This is a genomic window from Paractinoplanes brasiliensis, assembly GCF_004362215.1.
Taxonomy (GTDB): Bacteria; Actinomycetota; Actinomycetes; order Mycobacteriales; family Micromonosporaceae; genus Actinoplanes; species Actinoplanes brasiliensis.
Genome location: NZ_SNWR01000001.1, coordinates 6,036,217 through 6,055,584 on the forward strand (window position 1 = coordinate 6,036,217; position 19,368 = coordinate 6,055,584).

Consider the following 19,368-nt stretch of genomic DNA (forward strand, 5'->3'; position numbering starts at 1 on the left):
ACGACGGATGCCCGGTCCTGGTTCTGCCAGGTTCTGGCGTACCCGTGCCACCGCCGCGCCCGGAAGCCTGTGCGGGATGATCCTTGGGGTCGGAGACGCGGCCATGGTCCGACGCTGCGGGAGAAAGGATCAGGCCACGGCACGTGTTGCGGTCGTCGATCCCCTGCCGATCTACCGGGAGGGCGTCGTTACCGTGCTCGCCGCGGCCGGCCACCGCACAGAGACACCGGAAGACGTCGTCGAGTGGGCAGCCCAGCCCGCGTCCGCCCTAGTGCTGTTGACAATGGCCGGCGCGCCGCAATGGCGGCTTCTCGCCCGCATGCGTGAGGTCCGGAGCGTGCCGCCTATCGTGGCCTTGATGGATGCAGCCTCCCCATGGGAGGGCGTTCGCGCCGTCCGGGCCGGCGCGCGCTCCGTCCTGCCACGCGACGTCGCACCGGACTCACTTCGGCTCACCGTGGAGGCCACCATGAACGGTCAGTCGGTGCTTCCGGCCGCGGTGGCCGGGCTCCTTGCCGCCGGTCCCGTGGCGGAGGCGGAAACCTTCCCACACGACCGAATCGGCTGGCTTAGCCAGTTGGCGGCGGGGGTGACCGTGGCCCACCTGGCCGCTGAGGCAGGCTATTCGGAGCGAGCAATGTTCCGGCTGCTGACCAGGCTGTACCGGGAAATGGGTGTGAACAACCGCATGGAGGCCATCATGCGGGCCCGCGACCGCGGCTGGATTTAGGGATCTTCCAGGGCCCGGATCGCCGGCTCGAGCAGACCCGGGTGGCCATCCGGCGGTTCAAGCGTCTTGAGCAGGAAAACCAATCGGGTGACCAGGCCGGGGGCGTGCGGACGCCGCGGCAAGTCTCTCATCCGGAACGATCGGACGGCCGCCTCGACGTCGCCGCGGCCTTCGACCGCCAGACCGCACTGCGCTAAGCCACGCATGTGCCGGGCGCCGAAGTCGCCCGGTCCGCTTTCGATACGCAGGCCGCCGATTGTGTCGCGTATCCCTATGTCGAGCGCGATGCGTGCCTCGGCCTCCTCCAGCAGCTTGTCGAAATGCCGGCCAGCCGCACGGCGATCGCCGGTCAGCCGGGCGGTCAGCGCCAGGAGCCCATGCACGATGAGATGCCGGCCCTTCCCCCGGTAGCGGTCGGCCCGCACAATCTCCTGGGCCGCTTCCGGAAAGCGTCCGGCTCGCAGGTAGGCAACGCACAAGGTTGTGCGTGCCTGAAGCAGGACCGCGCGGTCGTGCACCCGATGCGCGAGCTCAGCCGCGTCGCGGGCCGCCGCCACCACCTCCACAACCTTCCCGTCGGCGAGCCTCTCGACGAGACGCAAATCGGCCAGCCCATCCAAGTACACGGCACGGTGCCAGTCCTCGCCGCCCTTGGCCAGCAGACGCGCCTTCTCCAGCCACTGGTGGGCCTTCCCCAGGTCCTCCTGTTCAGCGTGCCAGCGCGACAGGCGCGCCGCCAGACCGACCGCGGTCGTCCGACCATCCGCATCCGCGCTCGTCTCGCCGAAGTCCGCGGAGGACGAGATTTCGTACGCCTCGGTGGCCCGATCGATCGCGTCGGTGAACTCACCCCGGCGCCGATGACAGTCGGCCAGTCCGGTCAGGGAGGCCGACATCGCCTCCGGATTGCGAGCCTCTTTCGCTTTCTCAAGGGCGTACTCGAAATTGCTCTGTGCAAGGTCGACGTCGTTGGCAGCCCATTGCATCGCGGCAAGGTCGGCGTGCAGCGCAGCCGCGACTTTCGGAGCGGCGTCCGGTCCGGCGAGCTTCAGCGCCCGCCCGTAGGCGATGCCTGCGAGATCAAGCTTGCCAAGGGCGACGTAGATGCCGCCGAGTGCCGTCTCGTTGGATGACGTTAGCTTTGGATCTCTAATCCCCGCGCGAACTCGTTCTCGCTGGCGCCGCAGCCGGGTCGAGCAGTTCCACTTTTTCAACCAGCCATCGTCAAGCTCGGTAATCAGCTCGAGGGCGGACGGGTACTCCTCCGCATCAAGCAGACATTCGAGCTCGGCGAGGTGATAACGAAGATCTTCGACCGAGCGCGGATCCTCGGCCCGGTAGGCCTCGAGGACCTCGGCAGCGTCGAAGTAGAGCTGTGAACGGTCCGGTTCCGGGATCAGTTCGACGATGGTGTCGGCGTCCGCGGGCGAGAGCCAGTACAGCCTTCCCTGCCGACGAACGAGGTGCCGGTCAACGAGGTTCTTCAGTACCTGCCGCGATCGGGGCACGAGCTCCATAACCGCCTCGACGGGCACCGGGGTGCGGCACACGGCTAGCGCCTGCAGGACGCCGCGCGAGATCGGTGGCAACCGCCGCCGAGCATTCGTACGCAATCCTGGCGCTCCCTGGAGCAGCAGCTCGATCAGGTGGGCGGCCGGGCGGTGCCGGTGGTCTCGCAGACTCGCGATGAGCTCTGGCAGGGTCATGACACCTGCCTCGCAGACAGCCGCACACACGAGGACGCCGATGTGAGCGTTGCCTTCCGCGTAGTCACGAAGGTTCCGCAGCTCAGCGTCCGACACGTTGAGGTAGCGACCAATGCGCGGGTCGACCTCCCGAAGCAGGTCGAGGAAATCAAACTGTGCGAGGGCGGGCACCACGACCGGGTCGTCGGGCCACGAGGGCACCGCCGAAAGCACGGCGCCGTGCCGCGTTTCCAGCACCACTGACACGCGGTGGCCCGGCTCGGCGTCGAGCATGTCGAAGGCGTCGGCCAGGTTCGGGTCATCGACTTGATGGGTGTGGTCGTCGAGCAGGTTCTCCGCGTTCTCAACGGTCACGACGACCGGCGTGTCCTTCAACCGGTCGAGCGCGGACTCGAGCAGCACCAGCTCGGATCCGCGTCTGGCCGGCTCCTCACCGCCGCTGATCAGCTCGACGAGCGTGCGGAGATCCAGGCGCCGATCCGCGGTGGCTCGCAGCCGGTGCACCCGCGGCGGGTGCTCGTTCCCGCTCTTCGCACTGAGACTCCCGATGACGACATCGATCAACTTGGTCTTGCCGACGCCCCGCTCGCCCTCGACGGACACGACGCCGTACGGCCCGTACGTCAGGCGGTCGGCCAGCGCTTCGCGCTCGTGGAACCGATCGATGATCTGGAGCCCGGTCGACGGCGTCCCCGGGACCGAACCCTTCCGCTCGTTCTGGATCTCGGTGAAGCTCTTCGCCGCGGCCATTGCAAGGTCGTAGCACCAGCGCCGAGCCTCTTCCGGATCATTGGTGCGAGGGTCCCGACCTACATGGCGCAGGGCGACTCCGACCAACGCCAGCAGGCATTGCTCACGCCAGTGCCCGGCGAACCCCTTGCGTTTGGGGAAACTGGCGGCACAGGCACTGTGGACCGCCCGGCTGAGATCGGCGAAGTCTCGCACATTGCCGGACAGGCCGTCCTGATCCGGGTCGACGATGGCCTTGATGATCTCTGCACGCTCACACGGCCGCCCGTCGAAGTCGTCAAGCGCCATCGCGACCAGCAGATGCATCGGGTCGCGAGCCAGCACGGCCTTGTCGTTGAAGTGGTCGTAGTCGATGAGCTGGAAGTCAGCCGACTTCACTGACGGCACGGCCGGGATGAGGATGTTGCGCGTGTTGAGGTCACCGTGGGCGTGACCGACGAACAGCCCCGGAATGAGCCGGCGACCGGCGTCGCCGGCCAGCAAAGACACCGGTCCGGCATCGAGCCCGTCGTCGACCTTACGGATCCATCGCAGCGCCCGACTCCGTCGGTGTCCGACGATGCCGCCGACCACGGACCGCACCGAGCGCGCTTCGGGCTGGGGCTCACCCTCGTTCCACTCGCCGACCACGGATTTCACTATCTTGTGATAGTCAATCGAGCGTCCCTTTTTCCGCAGGTCCTTGAGGGACCACAGCGCTTCAAGGTTGTCCCCGGCTACACGCATGAACACAGCACGCCAGCCGCCACCCAGGTCGATCGCCCCTTTCTCGACCTTGGTCAGATGCTGCCGGACGAAATCGTTGCGCACAGTAAGCGCACGGCGCAACTGCGTCGCCTGCCGCTCGGTGCAGAACTTGAGGATGCGGTGATCAACGTTCGGATCCCGCCGGATGACGCTGGCCACCGGACTGCCGCTACGCCCGGCATCGAACCATCGCTGGTGCTCCAGGCTGTACTCGGACCCTCTCTCCAGCTCCCTCTGCAGGGCGTCGATGAGGTCACGATGATCCCTGCCGGAGCCCTGCAACCATTGCTGTAGATCGATGAGTTGCCCCATGAGCGACAATGTAGACGGCAATAAATATCAACTGAATCGGCCAAACGACGGGAGGATTTCATGTGGGTCGGCGCCTGGCGGCCTCGCGGACTGGTGGCTCTGGCCGGTTCGCTCTTTTTGCTCGCGGTTGGCGCGGCAGTTGCCGGGATCGTCCTTCTGCGCAGCGCGCCGTCGTCGACCAGCACGTCGTTCGAGATCGCCAAGTGGCTGCTTCAGCTCGGCACCGTGCTCGCGGGCACCGGTTTCATCACCGCCGTCCTGCGGCAAGCCGAGGTGACGCGGGCCAAGCGTGAGGCGTGGACGACAATGCTCCAGGACATGGCGGTGGGCCAGGACGCCGTCGAGGGCGCGACCATGCGGCTGATCTCGGACGCCACCGCGGAGACGTACGCCGATCTGATCGAGAAATGCCGTGAGATGCGTACGCTGCTGCGGCGCATCATGGCCCTGCCGGAGGCCTACCAGCACCAGTCCGAGTTGCGTCGACAGATCCACCGCATGCGCCTCTATCTCAAACCATTGATACTGGAATACGAACGACATTACCTTCGGGTGGTTCGCCAGGCCCGGCTGGACGGGATGATCATCGAGGCGCGCTATCAGGAAGCCGCCAAGGACTCGCGGCAGCGGAACCTGCCGACCTTGCCGACGCCGCTGGCGCAGCCGATGGGCGTCGGGCGTCTCCTGAGCGACGGCCAGGAGTTCCCGGCCCTGGCGATCCTGCGCCGGGACTTCAACCAGGACGAGATCGAGTTCTTCCCGGAAAGCGAAATCGACGAGGCTTACGAGAACGTGAAGGCGCTCCTCCGCAAGCAGATCGGCCTAAAAGGGAGACGCCCGGTGCCCAGCTTCGATGACTCGCGTGGCGGCCGTGCTTTGCCGGCCCAGACGCCTTGATCGCTTGCTGACGATCGCTGGCGTGGTCTGACCATGGTGAGAGACCGCCTGCCCCGGTGCTGGACGTGGTCTTCCGCGGTTCTCCGGTCGTTTGGTGTAGAGGCTATGCCGAGGTCAGCTTGGTGCCGTGATCCGGGTTAACGCAGTAGAGAGTTGGTACGCCCAGGGCACGTTCGCGGGAATGCGTAGCCGCGGCGACGTTGGCTGTCGTCAGGCGGGCGGTGTGCAACAGGTGGTAGCGCAGCCGTTTCGGTTCGGCGGTGGACAGTCCGCCGTCGAGGGCGTGGATCTCCGGCAAGCGATGAGGTCGGCGGCGATCGCGGTGGGGACAGGCATTGAACCTTTTCAACCTGGCGGCGGGCCAGAGGTTGCGCGCCGTCGACCGGCGCCGGGTGGTGCTGCCCTGGCCACGTTGAAAAACGTTCATTAGCGGACCAACTTGTGCGCGTGATCGGAATTCGCAATGCTTCGAACGATCTGATCGAGGGCGGGGTGGTCCGCGGCCTGCGAGCGATTTGAATGTTGCATACTGAAGTGCTGAATCCCCAGCATGGGCTTTGAGTGAGGGCGATTGGAAGGCGCGAACGCGAGCGGTGAGCAGGAGGCCATCCGTGGATACGGGTATCAATATGATCATGTGGCCGCCGTAGCCTATGACCTGTATCGAGAGGGCCTCGAGTTTGAGCTGCGGCTTGTCGACCCTGAAGCTGGGGCGGTCGACGACTGCGTCATTGTCCAGCCGGGCATTGCGCCAGAGGTCCACGGATATCAGTACAAGTCCGCCAGCGGGAATCTGACCCTGGGCTCCCTGCTCGCCGGGCGCAAGACCAAGGGTGGGAAGCCGAAGCCGTCGCTTTTGGTCGATCTTCTTGACGGCTGGCGGAAGCTGAGCGCCCGCTACCGCGGTCACAAGGTGGTCGTCCATCTCGTGTCGCCGGAAGCGCTCTCCCGACATGATCGTCCGTACGCGGCGGCATTGAAATCGACCGCGGCAACCGAGACCAGCGCACCTGCTCCACAGCACACTGCCGCGTTTGCCGCCTCGGTCTTGCAGCCGATCCTCTCCGGAGTGAGCGTCCGCGAGACGGACCAGCGGTGGAAGCCTGTCCTGGAGTGGATTCGCCAGCAGACGGGGATGCAACACGACGAGATCGAACCGTTCCTGGCGTCGTTGCACATCGATGCCGGAACCGCCGCTGCCATGCCAGCCCGTCCGGATCGGCTGCCGGCTGACCAACGCCTGGATGATGTCGCTCATCTGGCGGCGGTGCTGTACCGACGCGTTCAGGACAGCGACCCAGGCCGGGCCGTTGTCCTCAGCCCTGTCGATGTGGCTGCGCTGGCCGGATTCGGCTATCGAGGCAGGTCTCGGCACGTTCACAGGTTTCCTGTCGAGCTTGACCGATACACACCCCTGGTCAGTGCCGAAGAGTCGCTCACCGCGATGCTTGATTCAGCCCAACGTGGATATCTCTGCGTGCTGGGCCCGCCAGGAAGCGGAAAGTCGACCCTGATCGCCCATGCCACACCGGCACTCGCCGATCGTGTAATCACCTACCTGGCTTTCCTCCCTGGCGACGCGGCCGCAGCCGGTCGTGCATCGGCTACCGACTTTCTTCACGACGTTGTCGTCCAGCTAGAAAGGTCGCAGCTGCACGTTCGAGACAGTTTGCCCGAGCGTGACGTGCCGGAGCTACGTCTGAGGTTTCGGGACCTGCTGACCGCTGCTGGTAAAGATTTTCTCGACACCGGCCGTCGTACGTTTCTGATAGTCGACGGTCTGGACCACGTCGCCCGTTCTGGGGTTACCGATCCACTGATCGCAGAACTGCCGGAGCCGGCCTCAGTCCCGGGCGGCGTGATCATCCTGCTCGGTTCCCAAAGTCTTGCCCCAGTGAATGCCCGCATTGCAAATCACGCGAGGGAACTTCTCGTGGAGGGCATCAGCCGCACGATCGACCTCACGATTCACCGTTTGACATCCACGGCGGTGGAGCGAGCGTGCCGTCGTCTCAGTACGGAGTTCCCCGCGCTGATGCTGACGAACAGTCAGGTCGGCCGGGTCGTGCAGCTCGTAGGCGGACATCCTTTGGCCTTGGCATATGTGACGAACGCCCTCATCGACCTCGCAGATGAACAAGGGGCTGCGGACTCATCCGTAGGCGCCGCCGACGAGACGATCCCGGAGGCTGCCGTCGATGAAGCCTTGGACCGATGTGTTCGATACTCCGGAAGCGTGGCTGACGACTACGCCGCCTACCTGGCAGACGTGCCGGACCGCGACGCCTTGTATGAGCTCCTCGGAGACCTAGCCCGGCTTCGTTCTCCTATCAATATGCAATGGGTTCAGATCTGGGCCGATCAGTCAGCGCTAAGAGGGCTGCGCCGCATCAGACACCTGTTCCGCATCCTCGGTCCCAAGTCGTGGATGTTCTTTCACGACTCGTTCCGGCAGTTCGTGATCGAGTCGACCAGCGTCGACGTTCTGGGCGACCCCGATCCCGACTCAAACACTGCACGCCATGCCGCCCTGGCAGACAGATGCGCGACCGCCGAGGAGGGGTCACGAGAGAGGGGCGAGGAGTTCTTCCATGCCTCGCAGTCCGGCCAGAGCCAACGTGCACTTTTACTGGCAACCCCTCAGCAGCTGCGCTCGCGATTCCTGGCCGGCACCTCACCAGTCGTCCTAACCGAAGACATACACGTCGCCATGCGCCTCGCGGCGCAGGAAAACGACGGGAGTTCGCTTGTCGGACTCATCCTGATCCACGCAGAGCTCCAGTCCCGAGAGCAGGTACTTGGGGAAGTCGACCTGACCGGAATGTGGATCGACGCCGAAAATCCGGATGCCGCTCTTGCATATGCGCTTCCCGACGGTGCCCTGCGTATTTCCACCCGACACGCGCTCAAGGCTGCTGTCCGGCTCGATGAACTCGGCCATCCAGCGGCTCGCTTGCTGTTCGACGCGGCAGACATCCGCGAACTCAATGCGCTCGGAAGCCATGAGTACTGGGAGACGTTGCAGGTGTGGGCAGCCGGAACGGCTCGCTTTCGCCCTCTATCCGTAATACAAACCATCCTGCGTCGAATGTCTGAGAGCAATGTGCCTCGCCGGACGCGCAACCTGGAACACCCGGCACTCGACGCTTATGTTCTCGGAGACCGCGCAGTGCATTTCGCCGGATATGCTATCAATGAATTGCTGCGAATCGGAAGAATGGCTAACGCAGCAGACCTGACGGCGACCTTGCGAGCGGCGCTGCCCAGCACGCGCGCGGCCATATCATCTGAGGATGGCCATTCCGGGAACAGCCTCGTCGAATCGGCGTATCAAGCAGTCGCGGACGCGAGTCTTCAAATTGCCGCAGCGCGAGTCAAGGCCGGTTGCTTGGAAGAAGCATTCGAATCGCTTCGCGGTCTCTCTTCTCCGGCAGGAAAGGACGACGCCGAACCGGCAATCCTTGATGGTGCGAATCGCGCGACTCGCACTGACGCTATACGACTTGCGCTGCAGATCGCGGTTAGAAGCATAGGTGCGGCGTCCCCTGGCCTACCGGCTGCCGGAGAAGGTGGCGCGGTTGAGTCCGATGTTGAGGCCCCAAAAATGCTCAGCGCATCGGCGTTCGGCCTTGCCAACGACTTGCTTCGCAGAGCGGGCAACCTTGCGGAAATCACCAGCAGTGACCTGTCGGCTACGGCCGATCTGAGCGACGTGCTCATCACGGCGTTGATCGAACGCGCCAATCACATAGTCTCGGCAGGTCAGACGGCCCGTCTTAGCGGCGACGCCATAACGGTCGATCTGCTGACGGCTGCGGCGCCAGCGCTTAGCGGCCTATCGGCAGGCGCCGGCGCCGACCCTGGAGCACCCGCAAATCGCGATCGAAGAATGTTCGGCTACATCGAGCAACTGAACAAGACGATCACGAATCTCGCAGTGCTTAACGCGGCTGCGGTTCTGGGCGATCTATCTGCTCCGACAATGCGGGGCTTGGCCACCCGTGTGATTGGCAGCGTTCCCAGAATTCCTGAAGGGCTTTCGGTCAGGGACCGGACCGCCGGGACGAACAGTGCTCTCCTTCGCATCCTCGCAGACGTGGCTGCCAGCCACTCGCAGGAACTTCTTCGCTATGTCGGGGCGGCGGTCGTCGAGTGGGATCAAGGTTCGCTAATGTGGGGTGACGTGCCAGGTAGCAGCCCAGACGACGACTTTGGTGCCCGTCAGCGGCAGATGCTGGGCCTTCACATCCTAAAACTGGGTGTGCGAGTCGAATGGCTCGCGGATGCGGTCGCCGGCGTCGATCGTGAGATTGAGCAAGCGGCCGGCGCATACGAGCGTCTCGACCTACTCGTCACACAAGCCGCAGCACACCTGCAAATGGGCGACACTACCGTGGGGCAGGAGCTGCTCGGCCGCGTCATGCCGGAGTCGTTCAGTCCGTACTGGCGAAAGGACGTTCAACTCGAAGTCTGGATCCAGTGGCTTGTCCGCGCGACACATGGCAACCCTGAGGAATTGCTGCGCGAGGCCGAGCAACTCGCGCCGTTGATCGCCGCGCTGACCGAGGCAACTGACGGCAGTGCTGAAGCTGCCGCCGAGTGCCTCCTGCGTTCAGTCGCCGAAGTTGCCCCTCTTCAGGCAGTGCGCCTAGCTGCGTGGCAACTGGCAGAAGGCTCTTTGGCGCTCGCTGCCGCCCACGACGCATTGGTGGCAGGACTCGCGACAAAGCTACTGAAGGCGGTGGGCGACGATCCACGGGACTCCGCTGCAGTCCAGGTAGCCAAATTGATCTGTGCTGTGGTCGCGGCTCTGCTTGGGCCAATATGCCCGACCGTTCCCACAGCGGCGCTCGAGTCGTTGCGAAGCCTCGTCGAACAGATGCCGTCCACAGTTGCGGCCGCAATGACCGCACAGCTCTCCCGCGCAGTCGACGTACACGTCCCCGCAGGAGTTCGGCAGCACTGGCGCGACCTACTCGTGCTACCTGCGACTCCCTCTAGCCAGCAAGACGAGGTAGACGAGAAAGGCAGCCGGAAGCCTCAGCGGCCGTATCCCGCATCCCGAGACTGGGGCGTGAGCGACTACGGGCGCTTTAACCACCTCGACGGATCAGCGCGAACATCGGACTCCGTCGCAGAGGAAATCTCTGATCTCGACTCCGCTCTGGCATGGCGGTCCTTGCAAGCCGACCCTGGAACCTTCTCATGGACGCCCGTGCTTCGCCGTGTCATCCGCACGGCAGACGGCAGACAGCTTGAACAACTCGTCCGAGCTTTCAGCGGTGTCTACGATGAGGCGAATCTTCTCGTGGCCGTGGCAGATCAGATGCTGGCAAACGGAGATCAGGACGGGGCGGCGATCATCGCCCGCGCTGCCCTTGACAAAACAGAACTGGCCTGGTGGGACCGCCATCACCGAGACGGCGTCCGCAGGAAAGCCTGGAGCGTCCTTGCGGCCTGCGAGGGTCAGAATACCCGCGATGAGGCAATGCAGGATCTCGTCCAGCTGCTCGTGTCAGCTGACTATTGGCCGGGCAACCTGATGTTGCAACTGGACGAGATCCTCACCGTCATAGCCCCAAGCATTCCCGCAGAAACTGTCTGGGCTCAGGTGCGTCAACAACTCATCGCCATGGGCGCCGGCATCGTGACGGCTTATAATCCCCTGCTCGACGGACCGGTCCATGCTGGCTGGTGGGCCGGGCAACGCTCTTCCCGAGAGACCAAGAATACGCCCTACTCGGCGTCACAGCGTTCGACGTTTGACGATGGTCAGGAAACGCCCTCAAGTTCCATCCGCCGAGCGCTGCTCGACCTGATCTATCTCGACTTGGACCACCCCGCGTGGACCGTTCGCGAAGGGGCATGCGCAGCCCTCTCCTGGGCACTCACGCAGACGGGCTTCTTGGCCGAAAACGCCGGAATGCGGGCTGCTTTGCTACTGGCAAGCCCAAGTCCTCGGCCACAGCTCGCCTCTTCTACATTGATGCCCGAGACAGCAATCACCAATACCACGCGGCCTATCGCCCTGAGCGCAGAAGAAGACAGGCAAGACGATGCCGCAGTAGCTGGCGACCCCGTACGCGAAATGGCCGCACGCGCGGTCGCAGCAGCCGGCCGCCGCGACCGCGCGACGCTGCCCGCGCTGGCGCCTCGGAACCCGTCGTGGATCGTCGAGGACTGCTTGCGACAGGCATCCCTCGTCCAGGACGACGTCGGAATGCCGGCGACGCCGCTTCCAGCGGTCTACCAATTGGCCGTTCCGCGAACCTCCCGACCACCGCGCAGCCTCGTCTACGAGTTCGGTCCGTATGCAACTAGGGCCCTCAAATTGGCTGATCATGCAGGTGTGGATTCTGCGATTCTGCTTCGCAGACTCGCTAGTCTGGCCAGTCAAGCGATGCAGCACCTACCCGACGAACAGGCGCTCCAACAAGCTGCCAAGGGAGCATCATTCCGGGGAATGGTGGTGCCGCCTCGGGCACAGGCGGTACGCGCAGCCTTCGGCCGGATCGTAGCCGAGTTGATCGCGGCGCAATGCTTCAATCCAAACGACTCCGAAGTGGCGGCTTTTCTGCACCTGTCTGACATCGATCTGGTGTCCCAACCATTCGTCGCCACACCGCCCTGGGTACCTATTCCCCGCGTCGATGACTGGCCCCGCGAGGAAGAATGGCTCGCCGACACCGAAACTCGGCTCGAGCATTACACAGCCCGTCTGGCCGAAGTTGAGGCCGAAGGCCAGGGCGGCAGCCCCGTCGACCCACTCATTCTGAACTCCAGCCTTCTCAATATCGAGGCGAGCGTCTACATCGAATCGGGCGCCACCATCATCGGAGCCGACTACCGCTTCGTCGCGGGCCAGCGCGGCGACCGGAGAGAGCGGTACCTTCTGTCAACCACGCTCGGTCGCTACGAAGGAACCTCACCTCGCTCGAACTCTGATCTTGTTCTACTTCCCGAGGTGGCGCCGACGGTAGAAATGCACCACGTGAAGGATTGGCGACTTGCGGACGGCGCGGACGCGCATTCTACCGCTGGCAGTCCCACGTCAATGGTTAGCCTGGTCGGAGATCCTCTACTGGTTTGGACGACGTCCACCATTCTGCACAATAACGCCGCCACCTGGGTCTGCCTCAATCCCGGCATCGCTCTCGCGAACGGCTGGCGACCTCACCCCCAACAGCCCCTCTGCTGGCAAGACTCCGACGGAGCCATCACCGCGGCAACCGTCCTGTGGCGACGATCGACACTCAACACCAGCTATGGCCACGAAGGAACCATCGGCGAAGGCAGCGCTGTCATACTGACGGCCAAAGGCAAGACGGCGCTGGAGGGCTTCGCCCCATTGGTCCGGGTCCACGAGCTAGTTCGCTATACCACCGATGCGAATGACGATTCGCCGCAAGGAGAACCTCGCGTCGCCACGGCTTCGGTGACTCCCTGAGCGGCATTCAGGGCCCACTGCTGAGCGCTACTGCGCGAAACGTCAGCCGGAGCTACTTGGTGCTCGGTGGGGTTCTTGCATCAAGTTCGATGTCGATGGTGACCGCAATGGCTAACACCTGGGTGCGTAGGCGGCGTGACTGAGCGTGCCCAGCGCGGAGAAGGCCGAGGCAGCGGGTTATCGCTTCGAAGGCCGCACGATGATCTTTTGCCGCGAGATAGGCTTGGGCGAGTTGGAAGTCGACGACTAGCAGGTCGTTACTATCTGGCCCATAGACCTCGATCTCGAGCTCGCGAGCGAGGCTCAGGTAGGAGGCGGCCTGACCGAACCGGTGCTCGGTCAGGTGCACCATGCCGAGGTTGAAGTAGCCGCTGGCGAGGTTTACACGGTAGGGATCACCGCTGGAGCGGAGGATAGCGACGGCGGCTTCCAGGTCCATCTGCGCTTGCGTGAGATTGCCGGCTTCTAGGGCCAATCGACCGCGTACTTGCAGGAAGCTGCCACGTGCTGGCGACTTGTCGCCTCGCGGTGATGCGAGGTCTGAGCCGCGGTCGATGAGTGCCCGCGCCTCGTCTGGATGGCCGAGGTCGAGCAGCGCGTTCACCAGAGCAAGGATGGTTTCCGTGGTGTAGACCCCGTGCATTCCTTGGATCGCCTCATAGGCGGCGCGCAGGTGGGGAAGCGCCTCTTCCAGGCGCCCCGATTCACGCAGGATGATTCCGGCCTGCTTGTGCAGGGCGGCGAAATGGTCGCGTCGCTGGTCCTCGTCGGGGACATTGGGTGTCAGTTCCAGTGCTGCGATTACCCCTGCAAGGGCCTCGCTGTTGAAACCGAGTCCGTGGTTGATGTCGGCGAGCAGCGACAATCTGAGGATCCGATCGCGGAGCCCGAGGTCCTGCTCAGCATCCGCTTGCGCGACCGCCTCGAAAGCCGCCCGTGCCTCGGGATAACGTGCGGCGTATGCGTAGGTCTGGGCTCGGGAGAGCAGCGCGTTGCGCTGGCCGGCGGAATTAGTGGTGTAAAGCCGTGTCCATGTGTCGATTGTGGCTAAGGCTTCATCCACAAGGCCGGCCGAGCGCTGGGCGGTCGCCAGATGGCGGAGCGCGGCGCTCAGGGTGTCGGCACCCAGGGCAATACTTTGGCCGAGTCGGACGCAGCGTGTCAGGTAGGCGATGGCAACGTTTAGATCGCCGGTATGCAGCTGCCACAGGCCTAGCCAGCTCAACGCGGCGGCGAGTATGTATGGATCTGATTCCGTGGCGGTGGCGTATTCGACGGCTGCGGCGATGTGAGCACCGAAGACAGCTGACCGGCTGGCGGTCAGGGCTTCGTCCTGGTCAGTTCGTGCACCGTGTAGGAGCAACACAAGGCACGCCCGGCCCCACGCGGCTCGCTCCTCGGCGGGGATCTCGTCCTTGACGATCGTCTGGACGAGCGGATGGACGGTCAAGGCCTCGTTGTCCCGTACTACCAAGCTGAACTGGTGTAGGGCGGCGATCGCTTGGTCTCGGACCAGGACGTCAGTGAGGCCAATGAGTGCGATTTCTGCCGAGGACGGTTCACCATCCTCGGACCGGACGAGCACCTGCTGTTCGAAGACGCTCTCTGGCAGGGGCTCAGGGGCGGCGCAGGCCATCACTGCCGCAAGCGGAATAGCCGCGGGCTCAGCCTCGACGGCGGCCCGGTATGACTCGCGGATGGCCACAGCGGTGGTCGTTGAGTGGTCCGATGCCCGGCCTCGGTCAAGCAGCGGTGCAGGGGCGGCACACATTCTGTCCAGGTAACCAGATGCCGAGATTCGCTGGTTGCGGCAGTAACTGGCCGCCTGCACCAGGCCAAGGGGGTGACCGCCGAGCGCTTCGGCTACGCGGGTCAGGGTATCGGGGCTCTCCCGGGTCAGGATCGAGTGCAGGTAGGCAACGCTGTCGTCTGTTCCCAGCCGGTCGACTGGCAGGTGGACGAATGCGTCATCGAGGTGGGTTGGCGTGGCGGTGACGATGAACCGCGTGCGCGACCGCCGGGGTATCAACCCTTCCGTGATGGCAGGATCGGTAACCCCATCGATGATCAGGAGCAGCTGTGGATCTTCGGGCAGAATGAGCACCTGACCCGCTGGAGGTGGCCCAAGGATGGCCTCGGCCTCGGGTATCCGAGGAGCGCTCGGGACAAGGTCACGCAGTCCCCTCGCCAGAGCGGCACGGGAGTCGGCCGGCACCAGCCGCGACCTGCCTATTGCGGCTCGATCGGCGGCGTACTGGCGGGCAAGGGCGGACTTTCCAATGCCCGGCAACCCCGACAGCACAACAGGCGCGACCTCGTGGTCGCCGCCAAGGTCCAGGAACGTGTCCAATAGCGTCATCTCAGGCTTTCGGCCCACAAAGAGCGGGTCCGCGGTCGGCGCGACCAACCGTGCCACAGTCGTGCCGATCTTCGTGACCAGCCGACGGAGCTCTTCGATCGCCACATAGTGCTGGTCAAGACGTGGCCCAGCCCGAGCGGCCACATCGCGCATCAGACCTACCATGCGCTCGACCCGAGTCGCGGCGGACTCCGGGCGCTGTGTCGATGCTGCTGCAATCCGCCCGGCAATCGCGTGGAACGCATCCTCCGCGCGCATAGGATCCAGACCGAGATCGGCCATAATCGCTTGGAGTTCGAGAATCGCGACCGCTTCGATAGTGCTTCGATCTGGCAACGGGTCCCGGCGAAGCCGAAGGTGATCAAGGAAGCGGTCGGCCTCATCGACGTCGATTTCTAGATCCCGGGCCAGCTTCTCTACATCCCGATGAGCAGCCTCGGGGTGGGTCGCGTCGATGACGTACGGCCGCGCGGTTTGGCTGAACCCGCAGTTCGACTCAAACACGTAGTCCCCAGACTCGGCCATCGCATTCCAGACGACGTGCAAGTCGCGAAAGACGTTCTCTTTCTTCAGGTCGGCGTAGCTCCAGGAATTCTGGCCGGGATCGCGGTGCTTGACCGAAACCAGTTCCCAAGATCCGTCACTGGTCAGCAGTACGTAGTCGGTGGTCCACTCGACCACAACGCCCACGACCGGTGATGCGGGTGCGAGGTTGCGGACGCATCGCAGCGCGACACATGCGTCCTGGTACTCGAACCGGCCGCGAGTCTGTGGCGCAGTGTTGCGGGCATCGCGGAACAGGCCGGCACCCGGTCCGGAAATCTCGCTCACAGAGGCATGATAGGTACATTGACCGACATCGGAGCCCGCACGGCCGGCTGAGGTGAACAGATCACGTGCCCAAGAGCAGGAAACGACCCGCCAAGAAGCGACGCGCCCTGGTGCCGACCACGATCCGTACACCGACCGATCCACGCCACGTCGTCTCGGATCGGGCCACGGCTACCTCGGTGGACTTGGCCGAGGAGATTCGGCGAGCCACTGCTGACACCGTTGCCCATGGCAGGCTCCTGCTGACCAGGGACCCGACGTTGGCGACCCTGACCCACCGACGCGAGGCAAAGGGTGATGGCAGAGAGACTGAACCCGGTGAATGGTGGCCGGTGGCCTTGGTCGAACCCGTCAACTACCGACTGCTGCAGTTCGACGATCTCGTGTACCCCCTCTCCACGGCGATCGCCGGCAAGCTCGGGCTTGCACAGGCTCAAGTAGGAGAGACGCCACCCGCTGCTGCCAACTGGGAATTCCATGACGGACCTCGCTGCGAACTAGTAGATCCGACGGGAACCGTGCTGGCCCGATTTCGGCATGCTATCGATCCGCAATGGCGCGCCGCCGCGGAAACATCCGGAACCGTCCTAGTCCTGTACGGCGGTCAGCTCGGTGTTCGGACCCCGTACGGCGTGACTGCCGCCGAGTATGACGACCGGGCGCGCGACGCGGAACTGCAAGCAGCGCTCGCGGGTGGAGAGTTGCTGACTGGAGCCGTCACCTACGTGCAGAACTGAAGATCGCGTAGTGGACGGCGAACCGTTAGGCCGTGGGCTTTCCGAACGGTTTGCCGAGGGCGATGCGCCGGAAGGCGTCGATCTCGCGGATGTGGGCGTCGTGGACGTACGGCACGAGTGCTGTCTCCGAGGCGTGCAGGCAGGCGGGGTAGCCGACCTCGTGCAGCGGGTGCCCGGCCGGCGGGGCGGGGCTTAGCGGGTCCCAGCCGATCAGTGCGCAGATTTCTTCGGCGGTGCGGCGGGCGTGGGGGCGGGCGAGCGCCCAGAGTGGTTCGGCGTACATCGACCGGAGACTCCAGAGGTCGCTGCGGTCCGGCGCCTCGGGCGCGGGTGTGCCGGGTAGTTCGACGGTGGCGAGTCTGTCGAGCCGGTTTCGCAGGCTGTCCCTGCGGCCGGCGATCGGGGCGTTGTCGGCGAGGGCGTTCTCGGCCAGGCTGGCCGCGGCGCCGTTGTCGTCCGGGACGCCCAAGCCGGCGGCCTTGACCGCGGCGGTGACGTGGTCGTCGAAGTCGCGCCAGAACTCGAAGGAGCCGACCCCGCAGGGCCACCAGTCGAAGTAGCTGTCTCTGTCGGTGATCGGTGTGCGGTCGGTGAACAGGGCGGCGATCTGCGGGAATCCGGTGGAGGTGAACCAGTCGGCCAGTTCGACGCGGCCGAGCCAGTCGGCTAGCCGCCACCAGGCGTCGCGTTTGACCCGGGAACTGGCGGCCGGTACGGCCAGCTGCAGGACCAGCGGCCGAAGGCCGTCGGCGACCGCGTCGTACAGGTCGATGCCCCAGGCCTCGAGGACGGGGGAGTGGTGGAAGTCGTCGGCGTGAAGTCCGACGGGGAGGCTTAGTGCTTCGGCGTACGCGGTGGTGAAGGGGTGCGAGTCTCGGGTGTCCTGGTCGGAGTCGTCGAGTACGACTAGGCGGCCGGTGAGGGTGCGGTGGATCGGGACGTTGAGTTTGCCGGACTTCGCCCAGTTGTAGGCGGTGCGCCGGGGGATGCCGTTGCGGTCGGCCCATTGGGACAGCGGTATCGGGGTCATGAGCCGACGATGGCACAGTTGGCACAATGCCATCCACGAAAGCTGTGCCAATTGTGCCATCCACTCGAACTCGCATAACGGCTATAGCGGGACATCGCTGTCAGTGAAATGGAGTCGGCTGGGCCTCATTGCCGCCCGAGCAGGGGCGATGCGGACCGCGTCGAACCCGGGTAAGTCTTCGTTTGGGCCGAGACCTGCACCGGCCGATCCTCGAGTGCCCCTGTCCGCTCGCGCTCCGTCGCTTCCTGATCGAGTGATATCGACGCGTGCGGGTTGCCTCTCCCCGGTCGGCTCGTTGGTCAAGGTGAAGGTTCCTCTCATCTGGGAGCCATGACAGGAGCGGAGGTGCGGACAATGTCCGATACCGATGCGATCGTTCAGGATCCGGTGACCGGGTTGTTCGGGTTCCGGCTGGAGATGGGCCGTGACCACGGCGGGAGCCGGATGCAGGCGCGGCGGTCCGGCTTCGCCACGCCGAAGGCGGCGCAGACCGAGTACGGCCGGCTGTGCCGGCAGCGGGACGCGCTGCATCCGAAACCGCGGCTGAGTGACAGCGTGCAGAGCATCTGCGAGGGCTGGGTGCTGGCCAGGGAGCAGGAGCTCGAGCCCAACACGGTGTATCAGTACCGGTGGTTGTTCGACCTGATCTACCCGCATGTGGGCAACGTGCGGGCTTCCCGGCTCAGCGCACGGATGGTCGAGCGTGCCTATCGCGAGCTGGAAGGCTGTGGCTACTCCCGCACCACCCTGCGAACGTTGAATCTGGTGCTGGCGAAGGCGTTCGTCGAGCAGACTGGCCGGACCCTCGGGGTGCGGAAGCCGCGTGAGAGCGACGATGAGCGGCCGGTGTGGTCGCTGGCCGAAGCGCAGCGGTTCGGCGACTTTGTGGCTGGAGATCGTCTGTATCCGATGTGGCGGCTGCTGCTGGTGTCTGGCTTGCGGCGAGGGGAGCTGTGCGGTCTGCGATGCGATGACCTGGAACCGATCCAGGGCACGTTGACGGTGCGTCGGCAACTGGTGGTTGAGGACCCGGGGAGCCGGCTTCGGGTGAAGCCGCCGAAGTCGCATAACGGGGTGCGCACGCTGGTGCTCGACCCGCTCACCCTCGACCTGCTGACGACGGCCGCGACGGGGCCAATGTCGCGGTACCTATTCACCGGCCGCACGGGCCGGCCGATGCGGCCGGACAATCTGACCGACCGGTTCAACCAGCTGGCCGTCGCGGCGCAGGTCCGGCCGATCGGCCCGCATCAGATTCGGCATTTGATCGCGTCGAGTCTGCTCGACGCGGGCTATGGCGTTCATGAGGTCGCGGAGCGGCTCGGTCATGATCCGGCCACGTTGATGCGTTACTACACGAGGGTTAACGCGGCCAGGCGCCTGCAGGCCACGGATCGGATAGCGGAATTGATGACGTTGCCCGAAGGCCAGACAGGGTCGCCGCGGAATCGGCCGGACCAGGCATCGCCGGCCGTCGTCCCTGAGGTCCGTAGGGCCTGCCAAGCCACACGTACCCGGAGGCATGAAAAGCGGCTATCAGAGTCCAAGCGATCGCCGATGCGATAAAAGATGCCAGCTTTCCCGCTTCAGTAAAGAAGCTGCGGAGAATGGTCGACTATTTGTTGAGGACTCGGCGAGAATCGGCAGAATAGGGTTGAACCAGACCGGCGGGTGCGTATGGCGAGTCAAGGGATCGCTTCGATCTCGGGTTAGCACGCCGCTCGTTATCCCGAATCGGCTGCCGCGGTGTCGCTGGAACCCATGTCGGACGCCCGAGAGAACTCGTCTGAGGGAACCCGGGCGACGAAACCGCAGGTAGGGT

9 protein-coding genes are annotated in these 19,368 nt (G+C 64.6%); 5 read left to right on the forward strand and 4 right to left on the reverse strand.

The annotated features are described in order from the left end of the window. Positions 1-76 precede the first annotated feature (76 nt). Complete coding sequence (locus C8E87_RS27445) at positions 77-730, forward strand: DNA-binding transcriptional response regulator (RefSeq protein WP_203720740.1); 654 nt, start codon at positions 77-79, stop codon at positions 728-730. Here C8E87_RS27445 and C8E87_RS27450 read toward each other — a convergent pair. Further along, positions 727-4,245 (reverse strand): tetratricopeptide repeat protein, encoded by a 3,519-nt coding sequence (locus C8E87_RS27450; protein WP_133875759.1) that lies wholly within the window; start codon positions 4,243-4,245, stop codon positions 727-729. The two genes, C8E87_RS27445 and C8E87_RS27450, sit on opposite strands and share 4 nt — an antisense overlap. Before the next feature lie 60 nt (positions 4,246-4,305). Between C8E87_RS27450 and C8E87_RS27455 the strand changes: the two genes are divergently transcribed. Next, positions 4,306-5,142, forward strand: coding sequence for a hypothetical protein (locus C8E87_RS27455; protein WP_133875760.1), 837 nt, complete (start codon positions 4,306-4,308; stop codon positions 5,140-5,142). 103 nt (positions 5,143-5,245) lie between these two features. Here C8E87_RS27455 and C8E87_RS27460 read toward each other — a convergent pair whose 3' ends face one another. Then, positions 5,246-5,440, reverse strand: a complete 195-nt coding sequence (locus C8E87_RS27460) for a hypothetical protein (protein ID WP_133875761.1) — start codon at positions 5,438-5,440, stop codon at positions 5,246-5,248. A gap of 273 nt (positions 5,441-5,713) precedes the next feature. Here C8E87_RS27460 and C8E87_RS27465 point away from each other — a divergent pair, with 273 nt between their 5' ends. Beyond that, the gene (locus C8E87_RS27465; RefSeq protein ID WP_133875762.1) at positions 5,714-12,589 is read left to right on the forward strand and encodes an ATP-binding protein; all 6,876 of its coding nucleotides are present in this window, start codon (positions 5,714-5,716) and stop codon (positions 12,587-12,589) included. Positions 12,590-12,641: 52 nt separating this feature from the next. Here the strand turns inward: C8E87_RS27465 and C8E87_RS27470 are convergent, their stop codons facing one another. Beyond that, complete coding sequence (locus C8E87_RS27470; RefSeq protein ID WP_133875763.1) at positions 12,642-15,779, reverse strand: tetratricopeptide repeat protein; 3,138 nt, start codon at positions 15,777-15,779, stop codon at positions 12,642-12,644. Between the two features lie 65 nt (positions 15,780-15,844). Between C8E87_RS27470 and C8E87_RS27475 the strand changes: the two genes are divergently transcribed. After that, positions 15,845-16,516, forward strand: coding sequence for a hypothetical protein (locus C8E87_RS27475; protein ID WP_133875764.1), 672 nt, complete (start codon positions 15,845-15,847; stop codon positions 16,514-16,516). A gap of 25 nt (positions 16,517-16,541) precedes the next feature. Here the strand turns inward: C8E87_RS27475 and C8E87_RS27480 are convergent, their stop codons facing one another. Continuing rightward, a complete protein-coding gene (locus tag C8E87_RS27480) occupies positions 16,542-17,546 on the reverse strand; it encodes a hypothetical protein (RefSeq protein ID WP_133875765.1) in 1,005 nt (334 codons plus the stop codon). A gap of 354 nt (positions 17,547-17,900) precedes the next feature. Between C8E87_RS27480 and C8E87_RS27485 the strand changes: the two genes are divergently transcribed. Next, positions 17,901-19,112: a tyrosine-type recombinase/integrase gene (locus C8E87_RS27485; protein ID WP_133875766.1), complete on the forward strand. Its 1,212-nt coding sequence runs from the start codon at positions 17,901-17,903 to the stop codon at positions 19,110-19,112. Positions 19,113-19,368: the final 256 nt, after the last annotated feature.